This window comes from Variovorax sp. GW821-FHT10D07 (assembly GCF_059415325.1).
Window position 1 is genome coordinate 66437 of sequence record NZ_JBWKMZ010000010.1, and the last position, 25130, is coordinate 91566.

Annotated in this window: 31 protein-coding genes; 6 read left to right on the forward strand and 25 right to left on the reverse strand. The window is 70.7% G+C overall.

Annotated features, from left to right (window positions below):
* Positions 1-34 precede the first annotated feature (34 nt).
* From AC07PU_RS26135 to AC07PU_RS26145, 3 genes are all read right to left on the reverse strand, one after another.
* Positions 35-1876, reverse strand: a complete 1842-nt coding sequence (locus tag AC07PU_RS26135) for a DUF1800 domain-containing protein (protein ID WP_495321468.1) — start codon at positions 1874-1876, stop codon at positions 35-37.
* 210 nt (positions 1877-2086) lie between these two features.
* On the reverse strand, positions 2087-2434 hold the full coding sequence (locus AC07PU_RS26140) for a hypothetical protein (protein WP_296787933.1): 348 nt from the start codon (positions 2432-2434) through the stop codon (positions 2087-2089).
* A 134-nt stretch (positions 2435-2568) separates the two neighbouring features.
* On the reverse strand, positions 2569-3513 hold the full coding sequence (locus tag AC07PU_RS26145) for an adenylate/guanylate cyclase domain-containing protein (RefSeq protein ID WP_093341862.1): 945 nt from the start codon (positions 3511-3513) through the stop codon (positions 2569-2571).
* A gap of 346 nt (positions 3514-3859) precedes the next feature.
* Here AC07PU_RS26145 and AC07PU_RS26150 point away from each other — a divergent pair, with 346 nt between their 5' ends.
* Positions 3860-4195, forward strand: a complete 336-nt coding sequence (locus AC07PU_RS26150; RefSeq protein ID WP_093341860.1) for a hypothetical protein — start codon at positions 3860-3862, stop codon at positions 4193-4195.
* An 87-nt stretch (positions 4196-4282) separates the two neighbouring features.
* On the opposite strand, the gene AC07PU_RS26155 is transcribed toward AC07PU_RS26150, so the two are convergent.
* The 8 genes from AC07PU_RS26155 to AC07PU_RS26190 all read right to left on the reverse strand — a co-directional run bounded on the left by AC07PU_RS26155 (position 4283) and on the right by AC07PU_RS26190 (position 10782).
* Positions 4283-5296: an LD-carboxypeptidase gene (locus tag AC07PU_RS26155; protein WP_495321469.1), complete on the reverse strand. Its 1014-nt coding sequence runs from the start codon at positions 5294-5296 to the stop codon at positions 4283-4285.
* Positions 5293-6399, reverse strand: a complete 1107-nt coding sequence (tadA, locus tag AC07PU_RS26160; protein WP_495321470.1) for a tRNA adenosine(34) deaminase TadA — start codon at positions 6397-6399, stop codon at positions 5293-5295. Before tadA ends, AC07PU_RS26155 begins: the two co-directional genes overlap by 4 nt.
* Positions 6389-6601 carry a hypothetical protein gene (locus AC07PU_RS26165; RefSeq protein WP_495321471.1) on the reverse strand — a complete coding sequence of 71 codons (213 nt, stop codon included), beginning with the start codon at positions 6599-6601 and terminating at the stop codon, positions 6389-6391. Before AC07PU_RS26165 ends, tadA begins: the two co-directional genes overlap by 11 nt.
* 1 nt (position 6602) lies before the next feature.
* Entirely contained in the window at positions 6603-7256 is a 654-nt protein-coding gene (locus AC07PU_RS26170; protein WP_296787924.1) for an FMN-binding negative transcriptional regulator, read from the reverse strand.
* Between the two features lie 70 nt (positions 7257-7326).
* The gene (locus AC07PU_RS26175) at positions 7327-8031 is read right to left on the reverse strand and encodes an ankyrin repeat domain-containing protein (protein WP_495321472.1); all 705 of its coding nucleotides are present in this window, start codon (positions 8029-8031) and stop codon (positions 7327-7329) included.
* Positions 8028-8546 carry a GlcG/HbpS family heme-binding protein gene (locus AC07PU_RS26180; RefSeq protein WP_495321473.1) on the reverse strand — a complete coding sequence of 173 codons (519 nt, stop codon included), beginning with the start codon at positions 8544-8546 and terminating at the stop codon, positions 8028-8030. The genes AC07PU_RS26175 and AC07PU_RS26180 overlap by 4 nt, the downstream gene beginning before the upstream one ends.
* Positions 8547-8668: 122 nt before the next feature.
* The gene (locus AC07PU_RS26185; RefSeq protein ID WP_495321474.1) at positions 8669-9298 is read right to left on the reverse strand and encodes a response regulator transcription factor; all 630 of its coding nucleotides are present in this window, start codon (positions 9296-9298) and stop codon (positions 8669-8671) included.
* Entirely contained in the window at positions 9295-10782 is a 1488-nt protein-coding gene (locus tag AC07PU_RS26190; protein WP_495321475.1) for a sensor histidine kinase, read from the reverse strand. Before AC07PU_RS26190 ends, AC07PU_RS26185 begins: the two co-directional genes overlap by 4 nt.
* 66 nt (positions 10783-10848) lie before the next feature.
* On the opposite strand from AC07PU_RS26190, the gene AC07PU_RS26195 reads away from it, so the two are divergent.
* Positions 10849-11907 (forward strand): DUF72 domain-containing protein, encoded by a 1059-nt coding sequence (locus tag AC07PU_RS26195; RefSeq protein ID WP_495321476.1) that lies wholly within the window; start codon positions 10849-10851, stop codon positions 11905-11907.
* Position 11908: 1 nt separating this feature from the next.
* Here AC07PU_RS26195 and AC07PU_RS26200 read toward each other — a convergent pair whose 3' ends face one another.
* The gene (locus AC07PU_RS26200; protein WP_093341840.1) at positions 11909-12391 is read right to left on the reverse strand and encodes a RidA family protein; all 483 of its coding nucleotides are present in this window, start codon (positions 12389-12391) and stop codon (positions 11909-11911) included.
* 187 nt (positions 12392-12578) lie between these two features.
* Here AC07PU_RS26200 and AC07PU_RS26205 point away from each other — a divergent pair, with 187 nt between their 5' ends.
* Complete coding sequence (locus AC07PU_RS26205; RefSeq protein WP_495321477.1) at positions 12579-13196, forward strand: DUF2726 domain-containing protein; 618 nt, start codon at positions 12579-12581, stop codon at positions 13194-13196.
* On the opposite strand, the gene AC07PU_RS26210 is transcribed toward AC07PU_RS26205, so the two are convergent.
* The 6 genes from AC07PU_RS26210 to AC07PU_RS26235 are packed head-to-tail and all read right to left on the reverse strand — an operon-like array spanning position 13175 to position 17614.
* A complete protein-coding gene (locus AC07PU_RS26210; RefSeq protein ID WP_093341836.1) occupies positions 13175-13495 on the reverse strand; it encodes a non-heme iron oxygenase ferredoxin subunit in 321 nt (106 codons plus the stop codon). The two genes, AC07PU_RS26205 and AC07PU_RS26210, sit on opposite strands and share 22 nt — an antisense overlap.
* A gap of 29 nt (positions 13496-13524) precedes the next feature.
* Entirely contained in the window at positions 13525-14484 is a 960-nt protein-coding gene (locus tag AC07PU_RS26215) for a Bug family tripartite tricarboxylate transporter substrate binding protein (RefSeq protein ID WP_495321478.1), read from the reverse strand.
* Positions 14481-14849, reverse strand: a complete 369-nt coding sequence (locus AC07PU_RS26220; RefSeq protein ID WP_093341832.1) for a chorismate mutase — start codon at positions 14847-14849, stop codon at positions 14481-14483. Before AC07PU_RS26220 ends, AC07PU_RS26215 begins: the two co-directional genes overlap by 4 nt.
* 3 nt (positions 14850-14852) lie before the next feature.
* Positions 14853-15335 carry an aromatic-ring-hydroxylating dioxygenase subunit beta gene (locus AC07PU_RS26225; RefSeq protein WP_495321479.1) on the reverse strand — a complete coding sequence of 161 codons (483 nt, stop codon included), beginning with the start codon at positions 15333-15335 and terminating at the stop codon, positions 14853-14855.
* On the reverse strand, positions 15332-16591 hold the full coding sequence (locus tag AC07PU_RS26230; RefSeq protein ID WP_495321480.1) for an aromatic ring-hydroxylating dioxygenase subunit alpha: 1260 nt from the start codon (positions 16589-16591) through the stop codon (positions 15332-15334). The genes AC07PU_RS26225 and AC07PU_RS26230 overlap by 4 nt, the downstream gene beginning before the upstream one ends.
* Positions 16592-16621: 30 nt before the next feature.
* Positions 16622-17614 (reverse strand): 2Fe-2S iron-sulfur cluster-binding protein, encoded by a 993-nt coding sequence (locus tag AC07PU_RS26235; protein ID WP_495321481.1) that lies wholly within the window; start codon positions 17612-17614, stop codon positions 16622-16624.
* Between the two features lie 128 nt (positions 17615-17742).
* Here AC07PU_RS26235 and AC07PU_RS26240 point away from each other — a divergent pair, with 128 nt between their 5' ends.
* Positions 17743-18657 (forward strand): LysR family transcriptional regulator, encoded by a 915-nt coding sequence (locus AC07PU_RS26240; protein WP_093341826.1) that lies wholly within the window; start codon positions 17743-17745, stop codon positions 18655-18657.
* A gap of 55 nt (positions 18658-18712) precedes the next feature.
* A complete protein-coding gene (locus tag AC07PU_RS26245) occupies positions 18713-19528 on the forward strand; it encodes an AraC family transcriptional regulator (RefSeq protein WP_495321482.1) in 816 nt (271 codons plus the stop codon).
* Here AC07PU_RS26245 and AC07PU_RS26250 read toward each other — a convergent pair whose 3' ends face one another.
* Positions 19529-20422 carry an NAD(P)-dependent oxidoreductase gene (locus AC07PU_RS26250; protein WP_495321483.1) on the reverse strand — a complete coding sequence of 298 codons (894 nt, stop codon included), beginning with the start codon at positions 20420-20422 and terminating at the stop codon, positions 19529-19531. It abuts the gene before it with no gap.
* 220 nt (positions 20423-20642) lie between these two features.
* On the opposite strand from AC07PU_RS26250, the gene AC07PU_RS26255 reads away from it, so the two are divergent.
* Positions 20643-21302: an outer membrane beta-barrel protein gene (locus AC07PU_RS26255; protein WP_495321484.1), complete on the forward strand. Its 660-nt coding sequence runs from the start codon at positions 20643-20645 to the stop codon at positions 21300-21302.
* 8 nt (positions 21303-21310) lie between these two features.
* Here the strand turns inward: AC07PU_RS26255 and AC07PU_RS26260 are convergent, their stop codons facing one another.
* The 6 genes from AC07PU_RS26260 to AC07PU_RS26285 all read right to left on the reverse strand — a co-directional run bounded on the left by AC07PU_RS26260 (position 21311) and on the right by AC07PU_RS26285 (position 24992).
* Positions 21311-21967 carry a 2'-5' RNA ligase family protein gene (locus AC07PU_RS26260; protein ID WP_495321485.1) on the reverse strand — a complete coding sequence of 219 codons (657 nt, stop codon included), beginning with the start codon at positions 21965-21967 and terminating at the stop codon, positions 21311-21313.
* A gap of 176 nt (positions 21968-22143) precedes the next feature.
* Entirely contained in the window at positions 22144-22752 is a 609-nt protein-coding gene (locus AC07PU_RS26265; protein ID WP_495321486.1) for a nitroreductase family protein, read from the reverse strand.
* 230 nt (positions 22753-22982) lie between these two features.
* Positions 22983-23342: a hypothetical protein gene (locus AC07PU_RS26270; protein WP_495321487.1), complete on the reverse strand. Its 360-nt coding sequence runs from the start codon at positions 23340-23342 to the stop codon at positions 22983-22985.
* A 90-nt stretch (positions 23343-23432) separates the two neighbouring features.
* Positions 23433-23816 carry a roadblock/LC7 domain-containing protein gene (locus tag AC07PU_RS26275; protein WP_495321488.1) on the reverse strand — a complete coding sequence of 128 codons (384 nt, stop codon included), beginning with the start codon at positions 23814-23816 and terminating at the stop codon, positions 23433-23435.
* Positions 23813-24355, reverse strand: a complete 543-nt coding sequence (locus AC07PU_RS26280; RefSeq protein WP_495321489.1) for a GTP-binding protein — start codon at positions 24353-24355, stop codon at positions 23813-23815. Before AC07PU_RS26280 ends, AC07PU_RS26275 begins: the two co-directional genes overlap by 4 nt.
* Before the next feature lie 13 nt (positions 24356-24368).
* Positions 24369-24992: a hypothetical protein gene (locus AC07PU_RS26285; protein WP_495321490.1), complete on the reverse strand. Its 624-nt coding sequence runs from the start codon at positions 24990-24992 to the stop codon at positions 24369-24371.
* Between the last annotated feature and the right edge of the window lie 138 nt (positions 24993-25130).

Here is a 25130-nt window from a genome sequence, read left to right on the forward strand (position 1 = left end):
TCCTGGCTGGCCTTGTTCGTCGGGGTCATGGGGTTCATTTCTGCACCAGGTATTCGGGCGCGCCCATTACCAGCATCACGGCCGCGTAGACGCGATTGAGCCGGGCGCCCTCGCTGCTGCTGGCGTTGAGCGCGGGCGTGGCGAGCGCATTGGTGATCAGGCTCACGGTGGCGCTCGAGAGCTGGTTGCCGGTCAGCAGCAGGTTGAGCCGCTTCACGAGTGCCGCGGGGTCGAGCGCCAGCGCCTTCTCGGCCGTGTAGGCGGCGCGCACGTCGCCGTTGTCGATGCCGTAGGGCAGCGCGTTCTGCAGGAAGTTGAGGTAGCCGCCCACGCTGGACTCGTTGACGATCTGGAACTCGGGCGCCACCAGCTTGCGCTCGGCGATGGCGGTGGCCGGCGGCACGTAGCCGGGCCGGAAGTAGTTGAAGACCGAGGGCGAACGCAGCGGGCTCTGGCCCAGGCCGTAGCTGGCATTGCTCTGGTCGCCGATGCGCCAGGTGCCCTTGGTGGAGCTCGCGCCGAAGCTGCGGCCCCATTGCGCCAGCCGCAGCATCGGTTCACGCAGGCGGCCGAAGTCGGGATTGGCCAGGCCGGCCGGCGCGCGCGCCTCGTCGTCGATCAGCACGGCGGCGAACACCGCCTTCATGTCGCCGCGCACGCCCGCGCCGTTGTCGGCGAAGGCCGCGGCCACGCGCTTCACGTAGGCCGGGCTCGGGTTGCTCGTGACCAGCCGCTGGATCAGCTGCCGCCCGATGAAGGGGCCGACGTTCGGGTGGTTGAACAGCGTGTCGAGCGCGATCTTGAGCGCGGCGGCGCCGGGCGTGTTGGCGGGCACGGTGGCGCCGAGGAACTTCGCCTCGAGCATCGAGTGGCGGCTCGCGACGAGCACCATCGGCCGCGTGGTCCAGTCTCGGGTCTCGACGGTGTAGCTCGCGCCCGGCGGGCGGAAGCCGTTCTCCTCGCCGGGCTTGATGTCGAGGTCGTAGCCGGTGAAGACGCGCGCGAGCTGGGTCACGTCGTTCTGCGTGTAGCTGTCGAGCGGCTGGCCGTCGGCGCCGGTCTTCGGCGTGCCGTCGGCCTCGAGCTGCTGCAGGCCGATGCTCATGAGCTGCATGACCTCGCGCGCATAGTTCTCGTCGGGCTGGCGGCCGCGGTTGTTCTCCTTCTGGTTGCCGCGCGTGTTGAGGTAGAAGCCCATCGCGGGATTGAGCGTCACGGCCTCGAGCAGCTGGCGGAAGTTGCCGCTGCTGCCGGCGGCCAGCATGTCCCAGTACTGGGCCATCATGTGCGTCGGCCAGCTCGAGCCGATGTCGTTGGCCGAGACCACGAAGATCTCGCTGAGCGCGAGCGCCATGCGCTTGCGCACCGCGTCGCCCGACAGCATGAGCTGGCGCCAGACGGTGGCGTCGATGTCGGTGGCGTTGTAGGGCTGGCTCTCGACCCATTCCCAGGCGGTCTGGGTGCGCGGCGCGCTGAACTGCTGTTCGAGCCAGGGCAGGTAGCCGAGGCTGCGCACCGCGGCGATCTCCGGCTCGGAGGCCGAGAACTGCGCCTGCAGCAGGAAGCGCGCGGCTTCGGCGTCGCTCTTGGCCTGCAGGTAGTGGTAGGGGCCGGTGTCGGCCGGCGTGGCCGAATCGGGCTGCGGGTTGGCGCCACCGCCCGCGCCCGGGAAGATGCCGCCGCCCGCGCCACCGCCGCCTCCTCCGCCGCCACAGCCCGCGATCAGCGCCGGCATGGCGAACAGCGCCAGGCCCTTCAGCGCCTTGGCCGATCCCTCGTGGGCGGGCGTGCCGTGGCCGTCCCCGTCCCGCGCCAGCGGCGCATCCCCCGTCTCATGAGCCGCTGCCTGCTGGCCGGCTTCTTCCGTGTCGAACATGACCCTCGCTCCTGCGGCGCCCGCGCGCCGATGGGGCTCAGGAGGCAAGGGTCATGCCCTACCGGTTTCCGTGGATCGAGGGGCCGGAACCGGCGGACTTTCGGCTTAGGAATGTGAACTTGTGTGACTTTTTCGTCGTTAAAGAAACACAATTTGACAATTCCTGTCGCGGATTGTCTTCAGCAAGCGCTCAGGCGGACACGGCGCGCGTCAGTCGTCGTCCCCGTCGTCGTTGGGCGCGCGGTATGGGTAGCCGGGGCCGTAGTAGAGCCGGCCCGGCGGCGGCGCGATCAGCGGTGCCGGCCGGTAGTACACGGGCGGCGGCGGGCGGTAGTACACCGGCGGGGGCGGCGCGTAGTAGATCGGCGCGGGCTCATAGTAGACGGGCGGCGGCGCGTAGTACGGCGGCGGATAGCCCACGCCGGGCGTGCCGATCTCGATCGACCAGTGGCCGCGCGCGTTGGCGGCACCGGCCGCGAACAGCGAGGCGAGCGCCACGGCGGCGAGCGCGGCCAGGTGCAGGCCGCGGGACGAGGAAGAAGAAGGCTTGAGGTTCACTGAGGGCTCCCGGTCCAGGCTGGCTGGAAACGACCGCGAACGGCGGTCCGATGCACGAGCAACGCCCGGCCCCCGCGCCCCGTGCACGCCCGGCCACCGCTTCTGGTAGCCAAACGTGACGAGGCGGCCGCCCTTCAGCCGACCGAGCGGCGCGACAGCAGCACGTCGCCGCCCATGGTGTTGAAGGCGATGGTCGGCGCGCTGAAATCGCTGAGCGGCGCGCCGAGCCCGATCTCGCCGCTGCCGTGCAGCACGCATTCCTCGCGCCGCAGCGCGATCTCGCTGCTGGGCCCGGCATTGCCGTGGAAGCGCACCCAGGTGCCGTAGGTGCTGATGTCGGTCAGCACGCAACTGCCCTGGCGCAGCTCGATGCGCGCATGCAGGCGCGACACGCGCGGGTCGTTGACCACGAATTCGGCGTCGTCGACGCGGCCCAGGTGGATCGGCAACTGCTCGGTACGGAACATCGAGCGCACGTCGAGCCAGCTCAGCTCGATCTGGCCGAAGTTCGAATCGGCATGGCGGCTCGCCATCAGCGCGGCCGGCACCGTCAGCGAGGCGGTCACGTCCTCCTGCCAGTCGATGCGATGCACCACCGAGAGCTCGCTGCGGCCGCGGATGTTGATCGGGCCGAGGTCGCGGTGATGGACCGAGCCCTCGGGCAGTTGGGCGATCACCGACTCGGTGGCCCAGATCTGGCTCGGCCCCGCGAGATCGCTGAGCCGCGAGGCCAGGTTGACCGCGTCGCCGAAGCAGTCGCCGTCGACCTCGAGCACCTCGCCGCTGGCCACGCCGATCTGCAGTTCCATGCGCAGCGGCGCGGGCCAGGCCAGCAGGCGCTTCTGGTGCTGGCGCTGCAATTCGATCACCGACTGGATCGCGCCCGCGCCTTCGGCGAAGAGCGCGAACACGCCATCGCCCAGCGACTTCACCACCCGGCCGCCATGCTTTTCGCACACCGCCCCGATCCATTGCGTCAGGCGCGTCACCGTCTCGGTGGCCCGGGCATTGCCCATCGCCTCGAAGACCCGGGTGCTCCCGGTCAGGTCCGCAAACACCACAGTGGAGTTGACAACCATGTTCTGAATTCGGCCTCACCGCCGTTGTTTTGAGTTTTCTTATCTCCGACCGGACACGGAGAACGCCGAAATCCGGTCATCCCTGGACGGGTTTGTACCGTCAAATCCTTCACCAAGTCGCACTATTCTGAAGAGGAAGAGTGAGCTGTCGGATAAATACTGTGGGCCATGTAGGAAAAGTCCTGCATTTACCTTAATACTTTAGAAAACACTCCTCAGTTTTTTCTCGAACTGCTACGTAAAGTGTGTTGTTTTCAAACAAGAAACAATGTTCCACAACTTGTGTCTTGATCATCGCCCGATTAAGGTAACCGCCACCTTTGCTCCTGGTGTTACGTAACTCGCCATGTCGATCATCCGTCGTCTGCTTCGTCTGCTGCACCTTTCGGGTGGTGCCAGTGCGCGCACCAAGGATCTGCAGCTCGGCCGCATCCGCAGCGCGATGCTGTCGCTGCTGCCATCGCACGGCGGCCACTCGGTGCAACGCGTGAGTCAGCGCGTGCGCTTCGCCGCCGATGTCGAAACCCTCTGGTATCTGCGCCAGGACGTGATGACCGCGCTGAGCGCGGTCGACGGCGAAACCGCCGCGCGCCGCAAGATGAAGGGCATCAACAGCATGTTCGAAGGCGGATTGCCGGGCTCGATGGGACCGCGCACGCACCAGCGCATTCCCCACCACTGATGTAACGGACGGCAGGCGGTCGCGAGCTGCCTGTCGTTCGCTTCGAGGCGGCCTCCGGGCCGCCTTTTTTTTGGCGCGCTTGGCGCCTCAGTGCGCGTGGCCGTGGTCGGCGTGGTCGCCGTGCGCGTGGCCGTGATCGTGGCCATGCGCATGCCCGTGCGGCCTGGCGCTGCCGTGCGGGTGATGGCCCCAGACCATGAACACGTCGCGCCCGTCGGCCGCGAGCTCGACCTTCGCGCCCACCGGCAGCAGCACCTTGGTCGGCACGTGGCCGAACGGCAGGCCCGCGATCACCTGCACCTTGCGCAATTGCGCGCGCAGCCGGTCGATCACGGTGTCGAGGCCGAAGCCGCGGTCGTAGCCCGGCACCTTGCGCATGCCGGTGAACTGGCCGAAGACGATGGCGCGCTGGCGGCCGAGCACGCCGGCCATGCGCAGTTGCTCGAGCATGCGCTCGATGCGGTACGGGTGCTCATTGGTGTCCTCGATGAACAGCACGCCCTGGTCGACCGCCGGGAAGTACGGCGTGCCGAGCAGGCTGGTCAGCACGCAGAGGTTGCCACCCCACAGCACGGCGTCGTGCACGGGCTTGAGCTTGAGCGCCGCGTCGCGCACCGGCATGCGCCAGCCCGTGCCCTCGCCCTGCCCGTTCGCGAGGTCGTCGAAGCAGGCTTCCATGATGTCGTCGGGCCCGGCCTCGGCGCCGAAGTCCTCGCCCACCGCGGGGCCGGCCCAGGTCACGGCGCCGGTCTTCGCGAGCAGCGCGTTCTGCAGCGCGGTGAAGTCGCTGAGGCCGACGAACTCGGTGCCGCGCTCGATGGCCTTGGCCACCTTCTTGAACGGCACGCCGTCGAGGATGCGCGTGAGGCCATAGCCGCCGCGCGCGATCAACGCGATGTCGGCCCCGCTCGCGGCCGCGCGGCCGATGGCCGCGAGGCGGGTCGCGTCGTCGCCGGCGAAGCGCTGGTGGAAGGACAGCGCGGCCTCGTCGACCTCGACCTCGTGGCCCAGTGCCTTCAGGCGCGCCACGCCGCGCCGGAACGCGGCCTTGTCGCGCACCGCGCTGGAGGGGGAATAGATGTAGATGTGCTTGTTGCTCACGGCGTCGAGTATCCCATCGCGGCGCGCGCCGCCCCGGCCAGCGCCAGTGCCTGCGCGCGATCCGGTCCCGAGGACCGGGCCAGCGGGCCGAGCGCGCGCAGCGCGGCCTCGAAGCCGCGGTCGGGGAACGGCGCGCGCCAGGCATCGCGCACGCGCTCGCCGCCCTCGGGCGCGGCCAGCAGCGCCGCGAAGCGGCCCGCGGGCGCGGCCGCATGGAGCGCGGCCGCCAGGTCCGCGCCGGCCTGCGAGTGCAGCAGCACCATCGGCGCGGGCGGCAGCCGGGCCAGCCACTCGAGCAGCAGGTCGCGATGCCACTCGAGGCTGTGCGCGGCCTCGCGCTTGGGCTTGTCGCTCTTGCCGAAGCCGATCAGATCGGGCACCCGCACGCGCAGCCCGGGCAGGCCCACGAGATGGCGAAAGGCGTAGCCCCATTCGCCGGGGCCATGCAGGCACAGGCAGGTCGCCTCGATGGCGCCGCCATCGGCCGGCCCTTCGTCGACGTAGTGCAGGCGCCAGCCGCGCTGCGACGGCAGGTCCTGCACGTGGTGCGGCGCGAAGGCGTAGTCCGCCAGCGCCTCGAAGCGCTCGGGCGGCGTGCGCAGCGCATCGTCGCGCAGCGGCTGCGCCTGCTCGCGCGCGGCCGTGCGCCGGCGCTGGAAGAAGTCCTGCAGCAGCGCCGCGCAGTCGGACGCCAGCACGCCGCCTTGCACCTGCGTCTGGTGATTGAGCTGAGGCAGCGCGAACAGGTCGAGCACCGAACCGGCCGCGCCGGTCTTGGGATCGGCGGCGCCATAGACCACGCGCGCGAGCCGCGCATGCAGCATCGCGCCCGCGCACATCGCGCAGGGCTCGAGCGTGACGAACAGCTCGCAGCCCTCGAGCCGGTAGTTGCGCAGCGCCTCGGCGCCGGCGCGCAGCGCATTGATCTCGGCATGGCCGCTGGGGTCGTGGCCGCCCACGGGCGTGTTGCGGCCGGTGGCGATCACGCGGCCGTCCTTCACCAGCACCGCGCCCACCGGCACCTCGCCGGCCTCGGCCGCGCGCCGCGCCTCGGCCAGCGCGAGCGCCATGAAGCCGTCGTCGTTCAGGGGCTCACTCGTCATCGGGCATCTTGCGTTGCGACTGCTGCATCGCGGCGTCGAGGGCCTGCTTGTACTGGTCTTGCACCTGGCGCGCCTGGTCGCGCACCGTGGCATCGCCCCCGGTGGACACCACCGGCGCGGCCGCGCCCGCGAACTGCTTCTTCGCCACCAGCGCGACGATCGCGAGCGCGACCACGAGGCCGATCAGTCCGAGTCCGCGCATCTCAGGCCGCGCCCTTCGCGGGCGCCTCGGCGCCGGTCAGCCCGAGCCGCTCCATCCACACCGACAGCGCACGCTCGTCGCCCGACCCGGCCGCGTAGCGCTCGTGCATCGCCGCATGCGATTCGCGCCGGTGCTGGTTGAGCTTGATCTTGCATTGCAGCGCGGTCACGCGCAGCTCGAAGCCCACGATGCCGGCCAGCATCTTGAGCTGGAACTCCTCGCCGAGGTCGCGCCACTGCTGCGCATAGGCGGGCTCGTGCTCGCCGATCAGGCGCTTGAGCAGCGCATCCTTGGCCGGTGCGTCCTCGACCAGCCGGGCCTCGACCGTGCAATGCACCGCGAGGTAGTTCCAGGTCGGCACGCGCGCGAGGTCGGGATAGACCTGCGGCGACAGGTAGGCATGCGGCCCGAGAAAGGTCGCGACCGCGCGCGGCCGCGCCTGCAGGTAGCGCCAGTGCGGATTGGGCTTGGCGCAGTGGCCCCACAGCACCAGCCCGCCGCCCTCGCCCGTCCTCTGCTCGGCCACCAGGGGCAGGTGCGTCACGTACGGCAGGCCGTCGTCGTCGGTCGAGATCAGGCTCGCGAACGGATGGGCGCGCATCAGCTCGAGCGCGACGGCGGGATCCTTGGCGTTGAACTGCGGGGGCATGTACATGGGACGAATCCTTGGGACGGCGAGGCTCGATTGTCCCCGAGCCGCCCGGCGCCCGCGCCCCGCGTTCTGCTCAAGGCGCGCCGGCGGCCCGCAACTGGTCGGCCATCGCCGTGTAGCCGCGCGCCACCGCGAGCTGCAGCGGCGTGCGCCCCTGCCGGTCGGCCAGCGAGAGCCTGGCGCCGGCGCCGATCAAGGCCGCCAGCGTGCGCTGGTGCCGCGCGCCGCCGTCGCCCAGCACCACGGCCTCGATGGTGGCGGTCCAGTGCAGGTTGTTGACGTGGTCGAGCGGCGCGCCGGCCGCGATCAGCTGGCGCACCACCTCGTCGTGGCCCAGGTGCGCGGCCGCGATCAGCGCGGTGCCGTCGTAGCGGCTCGTGACCTGCTTCGCGCTCGCGCCCAGCGACAGCAGCAGCGCCAGCGTGGCCGGATCGTCGGCCACCGCGGCGATGGTCACGGCGTCGTAGCGGTCGTCCTCGAGCAGGTCGAGCGAGGCGCCGGCCTGCGCCAGCAGGCGGATCGCCTCGCGCTGGCGCGCATGCGTGGCCACCTGCAGCGCCGTGCGGCCACGGGCATCGCGCGCATCGAGCGACGCGCCGCCCGCGACCAGCGCGCGCAGCCGCGGCAGGTCGCCCTGCCAGGCCGCGCGGTGCAGGCCCTCGTAGGCCTTGGCCTCGGCCACGCTGGGCGCGACCTGGGCCATGGCCGCGCCCGGCACGCCCGCGGCCAGCGCGAGCGCCAGGCCGGCGGCGAGCCGAAGCGCGCGCGGCGTTCTCATCCCAGCAGGCCCTTGACCTTCTCGAGCGCGGCATTCGCGCACTGGTCGTCGAGGTGGCCGCCGGGCGCGCCGCCCACGCCCACGGCGCCGATCACCTCGTTGCCCGACTTCACGGGCACGCCGCCGCCCAGCAGCAGGAAGCCCGGCAGGTAGACCAGGTTCGCGGCGCCGGGGTTCTTCTGCGCGTTCTCCATCATGGCCTGCGTGGGGCTCTTGGCCGAGGCCGAGGTCCAGGCCTTGCGCTCGCTCGAGGCCAGCGTGTGCGGGCCGGCGTTGTCGGCGCGCTGCACGGAGCGCACGGTGCCGGCGCGGTCGACCACGGTGGCGGCCACGTTGTAGCCGTTGGCGGCGCAGGCGGCGACGGCCTCGGCGGCGATCTGGTTGGCCAGCGCGAGCGAGATGTTGCGCTCGGTGCGCACCGCGGCGGGCGCGGCGGTCTGGGCTTGGGCCAGGGTGGAGGCGGCCAGGCCGACGACGGCGGCAGCGAGGGTGGCGAGGCGAAGCGACGAATGCATGAAGGGGTCTCCAGTGAGTGGCGCCGGCCCGTTGCCGGCGGCTGCGCCACTGTAGGAAAGGCGCGCCGGCGCGGCCATTCGTACGGCTGCGGGCCGCGCTCCGTAGTTCTACGGAGCGCCGCTCAGGCCGCGTCGCCGTCGACCAGCAGCGCGTAGCGCCGGATCAGCTGCGCCAGCGAATCGCTCTCGAGCTTGGCGAACAGGTTCGCGCGGTGCGTCTCCACCGTGCGCGGCGACAGCGCGAGCTCGCGCGCGATCTCCTTGTTGGTGAGGCCGGCGACGATGAAGGCCAGCACCTCGCGCTCGCGCTCCGACAGCTGCGCGACCTGCTCGCGCGCCGCCTGGTCGGCCTGCGAACGCTCGCGCGAGCGCACGTGCTGGCGCACCGCCTGCTGCAGCGCCTCGAGCAGTTGCTCGTCGTCGACCGGCTTCTCGAGGAACTCGGCCGCGCCGGCCTTGAAGGCGCGGCGGCACATCTCGACCGTGCCGTGGCCGGTCAGCATGATCACGGGCTGGTCCACGCCCTGCACCACCAGCCGGTCGAGCACGGTCAGCCCGCCGATGCCGGGCATGCGCACGTCGAGCACGATGGCGCCGATGCCGCTGCGGTCGAAGCCCGCGAGAAAAGCCTGCGGATCGGCCCAGGCCTGCACGCGCAGGCCCACGGTGCCGATCAGCAGCGCGAGGCTGTCGCGCACGGCCTGGTCGTCGTCGATCAGGTGCACCAGCGGGGATTGGGGCTGGACGTTCATCGGGCGCTTTCTTCCAGCCGCAGCCGCAGGGTGAAGCGCGCGCCGCGCGGCAGTGCATGGGCCGCCTCGAGGCTGCCGCCCATGCCGCTGGCCAGCGTCTCGCTGAGGCTCAGGCCCAGTCCCAGGCCGCCTTCGCGCGTGCTGAAGAAGGGTTCGAACAGCCGCGGCAGCGCCTCGGGCGCGATGCCCCGGCCGCTGTCGACGATGGCCAGCGTGCCCTCCTCGCCCTGGCGCGCGAGCTCGACCTCGATGCGCCGTTCGCCCGCAGGCACGCCTTCGAGCGCCTGCAGGGCGTTCATCAGCAGGTTGTGCACGATCTGCTCGAGCGCCACCGGCTCGCCGAGCACGCGCAGCGGCGGCTGGGCCGCGGCATCGAAGCGCACCGCGACACCGCGCTGCTCGAACTCGGGCGCCAGCAGGTGCATCGCATCGCGCACCACCTCGTGCAGCGCCAAAGGGCGCAGCTCGCCGCCGGCCTCGGGCCGCTCGATCACGCGCCGCAGCCGCCCCACCACGCCGGCCGCGCGCCGCGCCTGTTCGACCGCCTGGCCCATGGCACCGCGCGCGGTGGCGATGTCGGGCGGCTCCTCGTCGAGCAGCCGGCGCGCGGCCTGCGCATTGGCGAGCACGGCCGTCAGCGGCTGGTTGAGTTCGTGCGCGAGGCCGGCCGACAGCTCGCCGAGCGCATTGAGCCGCGCGACCTGGCCGAGCCGCAGCAGCTCTTCCGCACGGCGGCGCGCCACGCGCTGGCGCTGCGCGGTCCACAGGCCCGCGACCAGCAGCGCCATCGCCAGCGTCCACAGCGCGATCGCGCGCCAGGGCAGTTCGGACCAGCCCACCTGGCGCTGCGCGACGAGGTCGAAGGGCTGGCTCGGCGAGGCCAGCACCTTGGTGAAGTCGAAGCGCCAGCCGTCCTCGCCGATGCGCCCCGGCTGCAGCACCAGCTGCTGGCCATCGCGCTGCAGGCTCAATCGAACCGGGCTTTGCTGCGGGTTCATCGGCCAGTCGCGCCAGGGCACGGTGCCCGCGAGGTCGATGGCCAGCGCATAGCTGACCGGGTCGGCGCCGATCGCCAGCAGGTAGCGCCCATGCGGCAGGTCGAGCGCTGCGTATTCGGCGCGGTGCAGTTCGCGCGAGCGCGCCTCGGCCCGCGCCAGCGCCTCGGCCTGCGGACCCGGCGGCCAGGCCTCGTCGCGCGCGCGCCGCTGCACGCCGAGGATCGACGCGTACACCGCGGGCAGCCGCTGTTCGGGACGGTCGGCCGCGCCGCTGCCGCTCGCGGGCTCGAGCAGCGCGAGCGTGGCCAGCACCGCGTCGTACTGCACCACCTGCTGGCTCATCAGGCGGTGCGCGATGCGCGCGTCGGTGTCGAAGGCCTGGTGCAGTCGCTCGATCTCCGCGCGCGCGAGCCAGACCGCGCCGATGGCCGACAGCGCCAGCCAGGCCAGCCACCATCCGCCGCGGGTGCGCAACCACTGTTTCATGGCGCGGATTGTGCCCGGCGGGCAAGCGCCGGCCGGGCGAGAATGCGCGCCCGAGGCATCAGTGCAATGCAGGACCATCTTTTCCCCGACCTCCCCGGATCTCCCCCTTCGGCGCCTCCCGCGCCCGCGGCCGATGCGCCGGCCCCGAAGAAATCGCGCGGCGGCACCGTGCAGCCGGCACCGGCCGATCCCGCGCTGGTCGACCTCGCGCTGCAGCTGCCGCCGCAGTTGCGCTTCGGCGGCTCGTCATGGAACTACCCGGGCTGGGCCGGCCTGGTGTGGGACGGCGAGTACGCCGAGGCCGTGCTGTCGAAGAACGGCCTCGCGGCCTATGGCCAGCATCCGCTGTTCCGCACCGTGAGCCTGGACCGCAACTTCTACCGCGCGCTCACCGCGAGCCAGTACGCGCGCTACGCGGCGATGGTGCCCGACGACTTCCGCTTCGTGGTGAAGGCACCGAGCGTGGTGACCGATGCCACGGTGCGCGACGAGAGCGGCCGCGGCACGCAGATCAATCCGGCCTTCCTCAGTGCCGACCTCGCGGTGCGCGAGTTCGCCGAGCCCGCGCTGCAGGGCCTGGGCCACCGCATCGGCGCGCTGGTGTTCCAGCTGAGTCCGCTGCCGCGGCCCGTGCTGGCCGATGTGCCGCTGCTGCTCGAGCGCCTCGCCGCGATGATCGCCGCGCTGCCGGCGCTCACGTCGACCGCGCCCGACGCGGTGGTCGCGGTCGAGGTGCGCGACCCGCAGCTCATGACGCCCGAGTTCGCCGCCATGCTGCGCAGCGTGGGCGCCACCTGGTGCCTGGGCCTGCACGCGAAGATGCCGCCGATCGAGGACCAGCTGCCGATGCTGCGCGCGCTGTGGCCGCGCCCGCTGGTGTGCCGCTGGAACCTGCACCGGCGCCACGGCCGCTACGGCTACGAGGACGCCGAGAAGCTCTACGGCCCGTTCGACAAGATCGTCGACCCCGATCCCGAGACGCGCCAGGCGCTGGCGCGCGTGATCGCGGGCACCGTGAAGGCCGGGCAGAACGCCTTCGTCACCGTGAGCAACAACGCCGAGGGCTGCGCGCCGCGCACCGTGGCGACCCTGGCGCAGGAAGTGGCGGACCTGCTGCTGCGCTGAATCAGTCGACCGCCACGGTCATCTCGACCTCGACCGTCGCATTCTTCGGCAGCGCATAGACGCCGACCGCCGTGCGCACATGCACGCCCGCGTCGCCGAACACCTCGTGCAGCAGGTCCGAGGCCGCGTCGGCCACCTCGCTGTGCTGCGTGAAGTCGGCGCTGCATTGCACGAACACGCCCACGCGCAGCACCTGGCGCACCGCGTCGAGCGAGCCGAGCTCGCGGCGCAGGATCGCGAGCGCGCGCAGCGCGCAGATCTGCGCGCCCTCGCGTGCCTGCTCCAGCGACACGGTATCGCCCGCGCGGCCCGTGACCATCACCGTGGTGCCCACGCGCGGCACCTGGCCGCTGATGTAGACGGTCTGCCCGTCGCGCACGGCCGACGCATAGTGGCCGCCGACGCGGATCTCGCCCTCGAAGCTGTGGCCGAGCGCGGCGGCGATGCGGTCGGCGGTCTGTTGGCGATGGGCGGAGGCGGTCATGGGCGGAATTTCCAGCTGAAAGAAAAGGCGCCATCTTCGCCGCACCGGCGCGCCGCGAACAGATACAGAGCCCGCGAAATGCAGCCGCAACAGAGGCCGCGCGCAAGCCCTGGTCCGAGGCTTCGAGGGGCTTGTCGAAGCGCTCGCTTTCACTCGTGCGAGACTCGTCGCTGAAGGAGAGTTACAGATGAATACATTTCTATTCGTGGTCGTTCTGGCGACCCTCGCCCTGCTCCTGTTCGTGCTGATCGCGCAGAAACGCAACGACAGCCGCGGCGGTTTCGTCGAACGCCCGCGCCCGCGCGCGCCGCTCAACGAACGCCAGCAGGCCATGTACCACCGCCTGGTGCAGACGCTGCCCGACCTCGTGGTGCTGCCGCAGGTGAGCTTCGGCGCCCTGCTCACGGCGCGCACCCGCGCCGCGCGCAGCGGCTTCGGCCGCAAGATCGCCGACTTCGTCATCTGCGACCGCAACTTCGAGGTGGTGGCCGTGGTCGGCCTCGACGAGAAGGCCGGCCGCAAGGAGCGCGCGCTGCGCGAGGCCCACGACGCGCTGCTGGTCGATGCCGGCTACCGCGTGCTGCGCTATGCGCGCGTGCCCGACGTGGGCCGCGTCGAGGCCGACTTCGATCCCTCGCTGGCCACGCCGCGGCTGCAGATCGGCCCGCGCTTCCTCGAGGCGATGACGCTCGAGCGACCGGCCTTCAAGCCCTCGACGCACCAGTGGCATCCGTCGAAGGCCAAGCGCCGGCGCCGCGAGCGCCCGCGCGAGCTGCCCGCCGATCAGCCCTCGAACGCGAGGTAGACCCGCCCGCCCTCGATCTTCACCGGGTAGCTGCGCAGGTCCTCGGTGAGCGGCGCGCACATCGCCTTGCCGCTGCGCACGTCGAAGCGGCCCTGGTGCAGCGGGCACTCGATCTCATGGCCCTCGAGGAAGCCGTCGCACAGCCGCGCATGGCCGTGGGTGCAGATGTTGTCGGTGGCATGGATGCCGTCCTCGGTGCCGTAGAGCGCGATGTCGCGGCCCTGCACGTCGATGCCGATCACGTCGTCGGCGGGGACGTCGTCCACCGCGGCGGCGTCGATCCAGGTGATCGTGGTCATGTTCTTTTCCTTCGTGGCGTGGGTGGCTGTCAGTCGGGCTTGAGGCCCGTGCGCTCGATCACCGGCTTCCAGCGCCGCAGTTCCTCGCCCATGAACTTCGCCAGCGCCTCGGGCGTGCTGCCCACGGGATCGAAGTAGGCGGTCTGCAGGCGCTTTTGCACCTCGGGGTCCTTGAGCACCGCGGCGATCTCGCGGCTCATGCGCTGCACGATCGCATCGGGCGTGCCCTTGGGCGCCATGTAGGCGAACCACGGCACGGCCTGGATGTCGGGCAGGCCCGATTCGCGCAGCGTCGGCAGCTCGGGCAGCAGCCCCGAGCGCTCGGCCGAGGTCACGGCGATGGCCTTGAGCCGGCCGGCCTTGGCCTGCGGCATCACCGACACGGGCGGCAGGCAGGCGAACTGCACGTCGCCCTGGATGATCGCGGTGACGGCCTGGCCCGAGGACGCATAGGGGATGTGGACCGCGAAGGACCGGGTCTTGAGCTTGACCAGTTCCACGCCCAGGTGCGAGATCGAGCCGTTGCCGGTCGAGGCGAAGTTGAACTGGCCGGGGTTGCGCTTCAGCGCCTCGAGCCAGGACTTGACCGACTCGACGTTCATGCCGTTGGACACCGCGCACACATTGGGCGTGGTGGCCGCGAGCGACACCGGCACCAGGTCCTTGAACGGGTCGTACGGCAGGTTCTTGTAGAGGATGGTGTTGTAGACCAGCGGCGCGTTGACCGAGAGCAGGAAGGTGTAGCCGTCGGGCGCCGCCTTAGAGGCCTGGTCGGTGCCGCTGTTGCCGCCCGCGCCGGGCTTGTTCTCCACGATCAGCGGCTGGCCGATGCGCGAGGCGAGCTTGTCGTTGACGATGCGCGCGAGGATGTCGGGCGAGGCGCCCGCGGCGAAGGGCACGATCACGCGCACCGGACGCTGCGGCCAGTCCTGGGCCTGGGCCGTGATGGCGATGGCGGCCGTGGCCGCGAGCACGAACAGGGTCTTCATGGCCGGGCCTCCACGTCCACCATGCCCAGGTGGTCCTGCTGCTCGCGCGCGATGAAGCCCGCGATCAGCGCGCGGTAGGCGGCCTCCACCACTTCGGGATAGGCGCCCTCCTGCTCGGCCAGCGCCCTCACCTTGGCTATCACCTCCTGCTGGCGCTGCGGCGCCGAGACCTGGAAGGCATCGCGCTTGAAGCGCGCCGCGTCCTTCACGTAGCGGCCGCGCTCGGCCAGCAGCGCGACGATCCTGCGGTCGAGCGCATCGATGTTCTCTCGCACCTCGGCGAGGTTGGCGCACAGCGGCCGGTAGGCCGGGTCGGTGAAGCGGCGCAGCGGCGCGCCGTGGGTCTCGGGTTCTTTGTCCTGCATGGCTCAGATCGGATAGATGATGGAATTCGGGATCATTTCGCTGTCGAACACGCACAGGCGCGACGCGAACTTCAGGCCTTCGGCCGTGGGCACGATGCGGTCGATGTAGCGGCCCACGTTGAACACGGTCGAGGGCCCGTCGAGCTTGGTGCGGAACACCGCATAGTTGGCCTCGCTGTGGATGGCGCCGTCGTCGTCGACGCCGTGCACCACCGGCAGGCCGACCACATGCCGCTGGTAGTACGGGTCGTGGAACAGCGTCTCCTGGATGCCGTAGACGCGGTCCTCGAGCATGCCGCGGCTCTCGAAGGACAGCGTGGCCAGCGGCAGGCCGCGCTCGTGGTTCTCGCGCGGCTGCAAGCGGTAGCTGCACTGCTCGGTGAAGAAGGCCGGCCACAGGCTCCACTGGCCCGAATCGACCGCATGGGCATAGGCCGCGTAGAGCCGGGCCAGGTCGAGGTAGGCGGCGGGGTCGAGCTGCTTCATGCGGCCTCCATCACTTCGCGCCAGTAGCGGTACATCCCGCGGATCAGCGTCTCGGTCACCATGTGGTCGGTGTTCTCGACCTCGCGCCCGCCGAGCTCGGCCAGCGTGCGGTGGTAGGGCTTCTGCTCGAAGCCCTGCTGCGAGAACTCGATCACCTCGCCGTCGTCGGCCGACACGAAGCCCGCCGGCCCGAACAGGTTGGCCTGGCGCAGGCGGCGCTGCGTCATCTCGGCGCTGTCGTCCTCGAAGCCGAAATGGGTCCAGACGAAATCGAAGGCATCGTGGCCCACGGGCTGGATGTGGCGCGTCGACACGCTGTTGACCTGCTGCTGCAGGATCAGGCTCGGGAACAGCGTCATCATCACCGCGGTCGGCCCGCCCCACCAGGGCTCGGGCACGATGTCGAGGAAGCGCGGGTCCTTGAGCTGCATGCTCTCCTTGAAGCTGGAGACCTGCGTCACCTGCGCGGCCTTGCCCGCGCTGCCGCGCGTGGAGATCATCGCGGCGTGGCGCCCGCGCGCATCCATCTTGAGCTCCGACTTGTTGTCAGCGCGCCAGAGCCCGAAGGTCACGAACCAGGTATGGAGCAGGCCCGGGTGGTACGGGTCCTTGATGTTCTCCTGCATCAGCTTCCAGTTGCCCGGGATGCGCTGGCGGCTGTAGCCGAGGATGGTGAGCTTGCGGCCGTCGAACAGCCGGTCGAAGTAGTGCAGGATCTCGGGGCCGAGGAAGTCTTCGAAGGACTCGATGTCGTGGTCGAAGGAGGCGAACACCACGCCGCCGCGCCGCGCGACCTCGAGCTTGTTGAGGCCGTTCTCCTCGAGCTTGAAGTCCCCCGGCATGCCGCCGTTGACCTTGCCATCCTGCTTCACGCCGCGGCGGAACGGCACGCCCTGCAGGTCGCCCTTGAGCGAGTAGTTCCATTGGTGGTAGGGGCAGACGAAGTCCTTGCGGTTGCCCTGGCGCTCGCGGCAGAACTGCATGCCGCGGTGCGCGCAGACGTTCTCCACCACGTGGATCTCGCCCTCCATGTCGCGCACCAGGATCACCGAGCGCTCGCCGACGGCGGTGCGCTTGAAGTCGCCGGGGTTCGGGATCTCGGCCTCGAGGCCGACATAGCACCAGTGCTTCTCGTAGAAGAAGCGCTGCAGCTCCTTCCTGTGCAGTTCCTCGTCGGTGTAGGCCTTGAACGGGATGCGGCTGGTCTGCTCGTTCTCCCAGCGCAGCTCGATGGGAAACACGGCTTGCGTTGTCATCGCGGGTCTCCTTGTCTTTCTCCGGATTCTTCAGGTGCCTTGCAGGTAGAAGGCATCGGCATGGATCTGCTCGGGCGCAAGGCCGCGGCCGCGCACCAGTTGCGTCACGGCCTCGACCATCGGCGGCGAGCCGCAGAGGTAGGCGCGCCAGCTCTCGAGGCTGCCGGGCCAGTCGGCGCGGATCGCGTCGGTGATCAGGCCCAGGCGCTGGCCGGCCTCGGCCGGGCCGGCGACCACCACCACCTGCACCGTCAGGCGCGGATGCAGCGCCTGCAGTTCACGCAGCTCGGCGAGGCCATAGACGTCGGCACCCGAGCGCACGCCGAGGTAGAGGTGGATCGATTGCTGCGTGAGCCCGGCCTCGATGGCGCCGCGCACGATCGACAGGATCGGCGCCAGCCCGGTGCCGCCGGCCGCGCAGAGCATCGGCCCGCGGTGCTTCGCGCGCAGGTAGGCGGTGCCCAGCGGACCGCTGACGCGCACCGCGTCGCCCACGCGCAGTTGCTCGAACACATGCGCGGTGACGCGGCCGCCGGGCACGCGGCGCACATGGAACTCGAGTTCGTCGTCGCGGCCGAGGCCCGCCATCGAGTAGGGCCGTGCGAGTCCCGGCGCGAACTGCAGTTGCGCGTACTGGCCGGGCGAGAACTCGAGCGGCTTGTTGGGTTTCAGGCGCAGGCGGCGGATGTCGTGGGTCAGCGTCTCGATGCCCGTGACCGTGGCCTTGAGCACCCGCGCCGGATGCACCACCACCTCGTCGGGCTCGGGGATCTCGATCGCGCAGCTCTCGGTCAGGGTGGCCTGGCAGGCCAGCACGTAGCGCTCGCCCTGGCCGTCGGGACGGATGGCATCCTGGCCCGCGTCGAGCACCTGGCCCGACACCAGCTTGCAGCGGCAGGTGCCGCAGCGCCCGGCCATGCAGCTGTACGACACCGGCACATGGTGCTCGCGCAGCACCTCGAGCAGGTTCGCGCCGGGGCGGACCTCGAGCGTGCGGGCCAGGGGGTGGATGTGCAGGTCCATCGGATGTTCTTCTCGTGGGCGGGCGCGGTGCGCCGGTTGTCTCGGGGACGGATGATGCGCGGCCGTCGCCGATTGACCAATAGAATTCCGTGAATCCTCTTCATCACCCAAATGAATAAAGGTCCGGCATGCAGCTCAAGGACATCGACCTCAACCTGTTGCTGGTGTTCGACCGCATGCTGGCCGAGAAACGCGTGTCGGCCGTGGCCGCATCGCTGGGCCTGTCGCAGCCCGCGATCAGCAACGCGCTCGCGCGGCTGCGCAAGCTGCTGGGCGACGAGCTGTTCCTGCGCACCGCGCGCGGCATGGAGCCCACGCCCTTCGCGCTGCAGCTGGCCGAGCCGGTGGCCTATGCCATGGGCGCGCTGCACACCGCACTCAACCAGCAGGTGGTGTTCGACCCGGCCACCAGCACGCGCGCCTTCGCGCTCGCGATGACCGACATCGGCGAGATCTACTTCACGCCGAAGCTGATGGCCGCGCTGTCGGCGGTCGCACCGGGCGTGACCATCAGCACCGTGCGCAACAACACGGCCACGAATCTGCGCGAGGAGCTCGAGGCCGGCCATGTCGACCTGGCGATCGGGCTGCTGCCGCAGCTCAAGTCGGGCGTGTTCCAGCGCCGGCTGTTCCGCCAGCGCTACGTGTGCCTGTTCGCCGGCAGCCATCCGCTCGCGAAGAAGCGCAGCGTGTCGCTCAAGGACTTCGTCGCGGCCGACCACGTGCTGGTGCAGGCCGCGGGCACCGGCCACGGCAAGGCCGACGACGTGATGGCCGCGCAGGGCATCCAGCGGCGCATCCGGCTGCGCGTGCCGCACTTCGTGGCCATCGGCCACATCCTGCGTTCGGGCGACATGATCGCCACCGTGCCCGAGCGGCTCGCGCAGAGCATCGCCGAGCCCTTCGGGCTGGTGTGGCGCCCGCACCCGGTGGCGCTGCCGCAGATCGCGATCAACCTGTTCTGGCACGCCAAGCTGCACCGCGACCCGGGCAACCAGTGGCTGCGCGGCCTGTTGTTCGACCAGTTCGCCGACGGCGACTGAGCACGGTCTTCGGGTTCGGCGTACAAACACGGCCATCGCCCTTTTTCGCATCACGATGGCGCCCTCCCCCCGCATCCGGATCGCTCCCGGCACCGAAGGCATCGAACGCCTCGAGGCCCATCTGCACGGCCAGGCCTTCTCGCCGCACCGCCACGACACCTATGCGATCGGCATCACGCTCGCGGGCGTGCAGCGCTTTCGCTACCGCGGCACGCAGCAGCAGTGCCTGCCGGGCCAGTGCCACGTGCTGCATCCCGACGAGCTGCACGATGGCGGCGCGGGCACCGACGACGGCTTCGGCTACCGCATCCTCTATGTCGATCCGGCGCTGGTGCAGAGCGCGCTGCAGGGCAAGCCGCTGCCCTTCGTGGCGCAGCCGGTGCTCGATGCGACGCGGCTGCGGGCCCTCGGCACGGGCCCGCGCACCGCGCGCGAGCTCTGGGACTTCGACGCCGCGATCGACGACGAGGTGCTGCGCACCGAGTTCGCGGTCGCGGTGGCGCAACTGCTGGCCAACGCCGCCACCGGGCAGCCCCAGGCCCCCGGCTCGCTCGAACTCGCGGGCCTCACGCGCGTGCGCGACCACATCGCCGCCACGCCGACCGAGCGCCCCGCGATGGTGGCGCTCGAACGCCTGGCCGGGCTCGACCGCTGGTCGCTCGCGCGCCAGTTCCGCGCGGCCTTCGGCACCAGCCCGAGCCGCTTCCGCACGCTGCGCCAGCTCGACGCGGTGCGCCAACTATTGCGGCGCGGCAGCTCGCTGGCCGATGCGGCCGATGCAGCCGGCTTCGCCGACCAGAGCCACATGTCGCGCCAGTTCAAGCAGGCCTACGGCCTCACGCCCGCGCGCTGGAGCGCGGCGCTGGGCTGATCAGCGCGCGCCGGCGTCGGTGCGCGCCTCGATCGCGCGCACCACGGCCGCCATGTCGAGCGCGCCCAGGCCCAGTGCCTGCGTCTCGCCATAGAGCGCGTGGCAGGCATCGAGCAGCGGCGAGGCCACGCCGGCCGCGCGCGCCGCCTCGGCCACCAGCCGGTTGTTCTTGAGCACGTCGGTGATCGAGGCCTGCACCTCGAAGTCCTGCGCGAGCAGCTTCTGCGCCTTCATGCGCGACACGGCGCTGGCCATCGGCCCGGCATCGAGCACCGACACCAGCTTGCCCGTGTCGAGCCCGTGGCGGTCCGCGAAATGGAAGGCCTCCGCGAGACCCGTGACCATGGTGATCAGGAACAGGTTGACCGAGAGCTTCATCAGCAGCGCCTGCGGCACCGGGCCGCAGACCACGGTCTCGTGGCACATGGGCTTGAGCAGCGGGCGCAGCGCTTCCACCGCGTCCGCGTCGCCGGCCAGCATCGCCACCAGTTGCCCGGCCTCGGCCGGCTTGCGCGAGCCCGAGACCGGCGCCTCGACATAGCGCCCGCCCGCGGCGCGGACCGCGTCGGCCAGCGCCTGCGAATACGCGGCCGAGGTGGTGCCCATGTGGACGATGGTGCGCCCCGCCACGTTGTCGGCGAAGGCCGGCGTGCCGCGGCCCAGCGCCTCGTCGATCGCCTCGCCGTGGGCCAGCATGAGGATCGCGATGCGCGTGCGGCGCAGCACCTGCGCGGGTGTGTCCGCGACCTGCGCGCCGGCCTCGCGCAGGGGCTCGGCACGCGCGGGCGAGCGGTTCCATACGACCAGCGGCGTGCCCGCGCGTGCGAGGTTGAGCGCCATGGGCTGGCCCATGACGCCGAGTCCGATGAATCCGAGGGGTCCGATGTCAGTCAACCGTGTCTCCGTGAATGCATGAATGGGTGGGGAATGGCGTGGCACCTTAGCCCTCGGTGCACGCGGCGTCTTGAAGCTTTGTGCAGCGGCCACCTTCACGAAGCCTTCAGGGGAGGCGCAGCCTTTCTTCAGGCTCGGTTTCGAGAATGAACGCAACCACCGGCGCACCGCGTGCCGCCGTTGGCTCCCTTCTTTTTCATCCCACTTTTCCAGGCATTCCATGCATTCGAACCCCGCCTCGCTTCCGAAGACCTCGTCCCTGCGCACCGCCCTCCTCCTGTCCGCCCTGCTGCTGGGCGCCGCCGCGTCGATGAAGGCCGGCGCCGCCGAGTACGGCAAGGAACCCACGCGCCTGTACGTCGGCGGCGCCATCGGCCGCTCGAGCTACAGCCTGCCCTCGTCCTCGCGCGTGCCCGTGCCCTGGGGCGGCGAGAAGAACAGCAAGAGCGGCACCGCGTTCAAGGTCTATGGCGGCTACCGCTTCACCGACACCTTCGGCGTGGAAGGCGGCTATGCGCGGCTGGGCCGCGTGAAGCAGTGGAACACCAGCTACAGCGCGTTCGGCGCGAACTCGGTGCTCGAGAACGGCACCGGCCAGGTGTTCTACGCGGCCGCCACCGCGCGGCTGCCGCTGGGCGAATCGTTCGCGCTCAACGGCCGGCTCGGCGTGGCGCATGGCCGGGTCTCGGCCGGCAACAACCACCGCCTGTTCGGCGGCGAGAGCATCGGCGGCAACGGCACAGGCCTCATGGCCGGCTTCGGCGCCGAGTACGCCGTGACGCGCAATCTCTCGATCACCGCCGACTACGACTACTTCGGCAAGGTCTCCAAGCACGCCAAGGCCGGCCTGCTGACCGTGGGCGTGCGCGCGAACTTCTGACGCTGGCGTCAGCCCGGCAGCGCCCAGCGGCCCAGCACCTCGTGCACGCCCTCGGCGCGCCGGCTGTCGATCAGCGCGAAGCTCGCGGCGGTCCAGCGCACCGGCTCGACCGTGGCCGGCTCCATCGCGCCGCGCATGTACGACACCGTGAGGTGGGGCGTGAAGGCGCGCTTGGGCGCGAAGCCCGCATCGGCCAGCACCTCGCCCAGGCGCTGCCTGAAGGCCGCGAGCGCGGCCACCTCGGCGTTCTCGCCGCCGAGCAGCACGCAGGCGCCCTTGGCGAAGCGCATCGCGCTGTCGAACGCCACCTCGAAGCGCGGCAGGTGCAGCCGCGAGGCGGCCGCGATCGCGAGCCCGACCTTGTCGCGCGGCAACTCGTCGTGCTCGCCCAGGTCATGCAGCGTGACGTGCAACCGGTCGGGCTCCACGTGCATGGCGCGGAGGTCCCGTTCCGCATGCCATTGCGCGCTCCAGGCCGCGATGCGCGCGGCATCTTCCTCACCGGGGTGGATCGCGAAGAACAGTACGTGTGCCGGCGGCGGCTTGCGCGGCGCGCGTTCGCCGGGCGTGGCGCGGCTGCGCGTGCGCAGCGGTGGCGGCGGCGCGTCGATGCCGGGCAGCAGCAGTTGCTGTTCGCTCGCGGGGGCGGTGCGGCGGGACTTCATGCGCGTCGGCCCTCGTGCGGGGACGTGGGTGCGCGGCGGCGGGTGTGGCGGATGGCGGCAGTCAAGCGTGGGGGCGCGTGCGGTGGCGGTCGAGGACCGCACGGCGGATGGCATTCGTTGGGGGGCTGAATGGTACAGATGCCCGGCGCGATCCGGGACCGCCGCGCGAAGAAATTTCAGCGTTGCGCGCCGATCGCCTCGCCGGTCCATTCGCGCACGAACGCGTCGGGCGCGCTGCGCTCGGGCGCGCGGGTCGCCTCCTTCGCCGTACCGACGTAGAGGAAGCCCAGCAGCCGGTCCGCCTCGCCCAGGCCCAGCGCGCGCTGCACCCGCGGGTCGTAGCTGTTGAGCCCCGTGGCCCAGAAGCCGCCATAGCCCAGCAGGTGCAGCGCATTGAGCATGTTCATCGCGGCGGCGCCGACCGCGAGCACCTGCTCGGACTCGGGGATCTTATGCGGCGCCAGCACGCGCGCGCAGAGCGCGATCAGCAGCGGCGCGGCCATCGCCTTGTTGCGGAAGCGCTCGCCGTCTTCTTCGGGATCGCGCTGGCGCGCGGCTCGTGCGAACACTTCGCCGAGGGCGATGCGGGCATCGCCGCGGATGGTGAGGAAGCGCCAGGGTTGCAGTTGGCCGTGGTCGGGGGCGCGCAAGGCGGCCTGGAACACCAGGTCGAGGTCCTGGGCCGAGGGCGCGGGGTCGGTCAGCGGCCAGGGGGAATGACGTTGCAGCAGCAGGTCGAGCGCTTCGCGCCGGACGGAACGGGAGATGGAGGTGTCGGCGTGCATGTCGGCGTCCTTCGAAACGAAACGAGGAAGCCGCCCCGCGGGAACGACAGGTGCTGCAAGGGTTCAGTGGCGGGCTGTCCCGCCGCGTCGGGCGAGATGGCTGGCATCCGGCTCCTCGTGCGCGACGAAGAGAGCGGTCACCAATTCGACGGGGCGGCGAACGAGCGGCCATCGTATCGGCGCCGCATTGCCCATGCACCGGGTGCGCCTAAGGCACCCGGGCCGGACGCTCAGAAGTTCATGTCCTTCTCGACCTCCTGCAGCTTGCGCCGGGCCAGCGCCAGGTTCGACTTGGCCTTGTCGAGCACGAAGTAGACGAACACGCCTTCCTTCTGCGCCATCGGGCGCAGCAGGTGGTACTGCTTGCCGAGCGTGATCAGGATGTCTTCGATGCTGTCGTTGAGGCCGAGGGCACGCATCGTCTTGAGCTTGGCGCGCATCACCTCGGTATTGCCGGCGGCCGCCACTTCGAGGTCGACGCCGGAGCCGATGGCGCCCAGCATCATGCCGCTGGCGGAATCGACCACGGCGGCGCACAGCGCGCCATCGGCGGTCATGAGGTTGTCGAGGCTGTTCTGGATCGTGGCCATGTGTCTTGTTCCCTGTGGATCATGCGAATGAAAGGATGAAGCGGCGGCGTCGCATGCAACCCGCCTCCGCCGGAAATTGCGCTCGACGCCTCAAGGCGCCTCGAGTGCCCGCACGCAGGCGGCGGTCCGGTACATCGCCTGCGCGAGCACCGCGCCGGCGTCGGCGATGACGTTCACCACCAGTTCCGTCTCGCCGTTGCGCACCGGGCTGACCAGCGCGAAGCCCTTGTCGGTGGCCACCGTGATGCAGGTGCAGCGACCGAGGCGCGCCTCCTGCGAGGCCACGGCGCCGATGGCGGCCATCGAACTGGCCATCGCGGCGATGCGCGAGGGGTCGAAGTCGCGCAGGCTGGCATGAGCGATCTCGAAGCCGTCGGGCGTGGCGACCACCACCGAGACGACACCGCTCGTCTCGTCGAGCACGCTGCGGGCCTCGGCCGCGGCACGCAGCTTGAGCGCGTGGGGAATCTTCATGGCGCGATCTCCTCGTCGATCACCTCGATCTGCATCAGCAAGGTCTCGATCAAGGCGACGACGTGGTCCTTGCGGCGCGGGTCCATCGCCAGCACCGGCAGCACCAGCCCGCGGGCCGCGAGCGCGCCGGCGTAGTCGTCGAGCGTGGGCGAAGGATGCGTGGGCAGCCGGGTGACGCCGATCGCGCAGGGCATCTTCTCGAGCGCGCCCGCGAAACCGTCGAGATAGGCCACCAAGTCCGCCAGCGGATCGGGCCGGCTGTTGTCGACCAGGATCGCGAGGCCCAGCGCATCGCGCACCAGGATCTTCCACATGAAGTCGAAGCGGGCCTGCCCCGGCGTGCCGTACAGGCGCAGCCGGTCGCCGTTGTCCAGCGTCAGCTGGCCGAAGTCCAGTCCCACCGTCGTGGTGGCCTTGGCCACGGAGGCATCGGCATTGGCGACCTCGGTGGCGATGGGCGCGGTCTCGCTGATGGCGGCGATGGCCGTGGTCTTGCCCACGCCCATCGGGCCCGTGAAGACGAGCTTGAAATCCCTCATGGCGCGAGCCCGCTCAGAACAGGCCGAGACGCTGGCGGATGCGCGAGAGCAGCCCCTGCTTGTGTTGCCGCGCATCGGCGGCTCCGGCCGCGCGAGGCGCGGGAATCGCTTCTTCCCGGACCCAGACCAGGGCCCCCTCTTCGTCGAGCAGGCGAAGGAAAGCGCGGCACACCTCGGCATCGACCTGGCCCAGCACCCCGAGGCTCTCGGCCGACTGCGCGCTCCTGGCGAGCGCCGCCGCCAACCGGACATGGGCCGGGTGGCACTGCAGCGTCGCCTGCGACGGCCAGCGGCTCAGCGAGGCACGCGCACCGGATGGCGCTGCATGGCCCGTCACCGCGCTCGGCGCGATCTGGTTGAGCAGCTCGACCAGTTCCTCGGCGTAGATGGGGCGCGCCAGCGCGGGACTGGGTGGCGTGGCGGCGGCGCCGTGGCGGGGCACCATCGGCACCACGAAACGGGCCGGCGGCGCTTGCCGCTCCGCGGCCGGGCCTTCGCCGTCGATCAGCAGCAGGTCGCAGGACTGCGATTCGCTGACCGTCCAGCGCGAACGGAGATTGGAGCTGAGGCGGACGATAATTCTCAGGAGCTCGACCTCAACCGGAGGGAGCCCCATCACGCCCAGAACGAGTGGCATACCTTCTTCCCTGACTGTCTTTTTTGAATGGTTGCATATTGTTATTGCTGTTAACCAAATGATGTACGGATGTACAAACGCGGTTTCAGATTCGGACAAACACTGAGAACAAATCCACAACACTTGTTGCTGGGGACT

Excerpts from the sequence above, each read along its gene's own strand:
- AC07PU_RS26135 (WP_495321468.1), bottom strand. The coding sequence starts at position 1,876 with ATGTTCGACACGGAAGAAGCCGGCCAGCAGGCAGCGGCTCATGAGACG.
- AC07PU_RS26145 (WP_093341862.1), bottom strand. The coding sequence starts at position 3,513 with ATGGTTGTCAACTCCACTGTGGTGTTTGCGGACCTGACCGGGAGCACC.
- AC07PU_RS26150 (WP_093341860.1), top strand. The coding sequence starts at position 3,860 with ATGTCGATCATCCGTCGTCTGCTTCGTCTGCTGCACCTTTCGGGTGGT.
- tadA (WP_495321470.1), bottom strand. The coding sequence starts at position 6,399 with ATGACGAGTGAGCCCCTGAACGACGACGGCTTCATGGCGCTCGCGCTG.
- AC07PU_RS26165 (WP_495321471.1), bottom strand. The coding sequence starts at position 6,601 with ATGCGCGGACTCGGACTGATCGGCCTCGTGGTCGCGCTCGCGATCGTC.
- AC07PU_RS26170 (WP_296787924.1), bottom strand. The coding sequence starts at position 7,256 with ATGTACATGCCCCCGCAGTTCAACGCCAAGGATCCCGCCGTCGCGCTC.
- AC07PU_RS26175 (WP_495321472.1), bottom strand. The coding sequence starts at position 8,031 with ATGAGAACGCCGCGCGCGCTTCGGCTCGCCGCCGGCCTGGCGCTCGCG.
- AC07PU_RS26180 (WP_495321473.1), bottom strand. The coding sequence starts at position 8,546 with ATGCATTCGTCGCTTCGCCTCGCCACCCTCGCTGCCGCCGTCGTCGGC.
- AC07PU_RS26185 (WP_495321474.1), bottom strand. The coding sequence starts at position 9,298 with ATGAACGTCCAGCCCCAATCCCCGCTGGTGCACCTGATCGACGACGAC.
- AC07PU_RS26190 (WP_495321475.1), bottom strand. The coding sequence starts at position 10,782 with ATGAAACAGTGGTTGCGCACCCGCGGCGGATGGTGGCTGGCCTGGCTG.
- AC07PU_RS26195 (WP_495321476.1), top strand. The coding sequence starts at position 10,849 with ATGCAGGACCATCTTTTCCCCGACCTCCCCGGATCTCCCCCTTCGGCG.
- AC07PU_RS26200 (WP_093341840.1), bottom strand. The coding sequence starts at position 12,391 with ATGACCGCCTCCGCCCATCGCCAACAGACCGCCGACCGCATCGCCGCC.
- AC07PU_RS26205 (WP_495321477.1), top strand. The coding sequence starts at position 12,579 with ATGAATACATTTCTATTCGTGGTCGTTCTGGCGACCCTCGCCCTGCTC.
- AC07PU_RS26210 (WP_093341836.1), bottom strand. The coding sequence starts at position 13,495 with ATGACCACGATCACCTGGATCGACGCCGCCGCGGTGGACGACGTCCCC.
- AC07PU_RS26215 (WP_495321478.1), bottom strand. The coding sequence starts at position 14,484 with ATGAAGACCCTGTTCGTGCTCGCGGCCACGGCCGCCATCGCCATCACG.
- AC07PU_RS26220 (WP_093341832.1), bottom strand. The coding sequence starts at position 14,849 with ATGCAGGACAAAGAACCCGAGACCCACGGCGCGCCGCTGCGCCGCTTC.
- AC07PU_RS26225 (WP_495321479.1), bottom strand. The coding sequence starts at position 15,335 with ATGAAGCAGCTCGACCCCGCCGCCTACCTCGACCTGGCCCGGCTCTAC.
- AC07PU_RS26230 (WP_495321480.1), bottom strand. The coding sequence starts at position 16,591 with ATGACAACGCAAGCCGTGTTTCCCATCGAGCTGCGCTGGGAGAACGAG.
- AC07PU_RS26235 (WP_495321481.1), bottom strand. The coding sequence starts at position 17,614 with ATGGACCTGCACATCCACCCCCTGGCCCGCACGCTCGAGGTCCGCCCC.
- AC07PU_RS26240 (WP_093341826.1), top strand. The coding sequence starts at position 17,743 with ATGCAGCTCAAGGACATCGACCTCAACCTGTTGCTGGTGTTCGACCGC.
- AC07PU_RS26245 (WP_495321482.1), top strand. The coding sequence starts at position 18,713 with ATGGCGCCCTCCCCCCGCATCCGGATCGCTCCCGGCACCGAAGGCATC.
- AC07PU_RS26255 (WP_495321484.1), top strand. The coding sequence starts at position 20,643 with ATGCATTCGAACCCCGCCTCGCTTCCGAAGACCTCGTCCCTGCGCACC.
- AC07PU_RS26260 (WP_495321485.1), bottom strand. The coding sequence starts at position 21,967 with ATGAAGTCCCGCCGCACCGCCCCCGCGAGCGAACAGCAACTGCTGCTG.
- AC07PU_RS26265 (WP_495321486.1), bottom strand. The coding sequence starts at position 22,752 with ATGCACGCCGACACCTCCATCTCCCGTTCCGTCCGGCGCGAAGCGCTC.
- AC07PU_RS26270 (WP_495321487.1), bottom strand. The coding sequence starts at position 23,342 with ATGGCCACGATCCAGAACAGCCTCGACAACCTCATGACCGCCGATGGC.
- AC07PU_RS26275 (WP_495321488.1), bottom strand. The coding sequence starts at position 23,816 with ATGAAGATTCCCCACGCGCTCAAGCTGCGTGCCGCGGCCGAGGCCCGC.
- AC07PU_RS26280 (WP_495321489.1), bottom strand. The coding sequence starts at position 24,355 with ATGAGGGATTTCAAGCTCGTCTTCACGGGCCCGATGGGCGTGGGCAAG.
- AC07PU_RS26285 (WP_495321490.1), bottom strand. The coding sequence starts at position 24,992 with ATGCCACTCGTTCTGGGCGTGATGGGGCTCCCTCCGGTTGAGGTCGAG.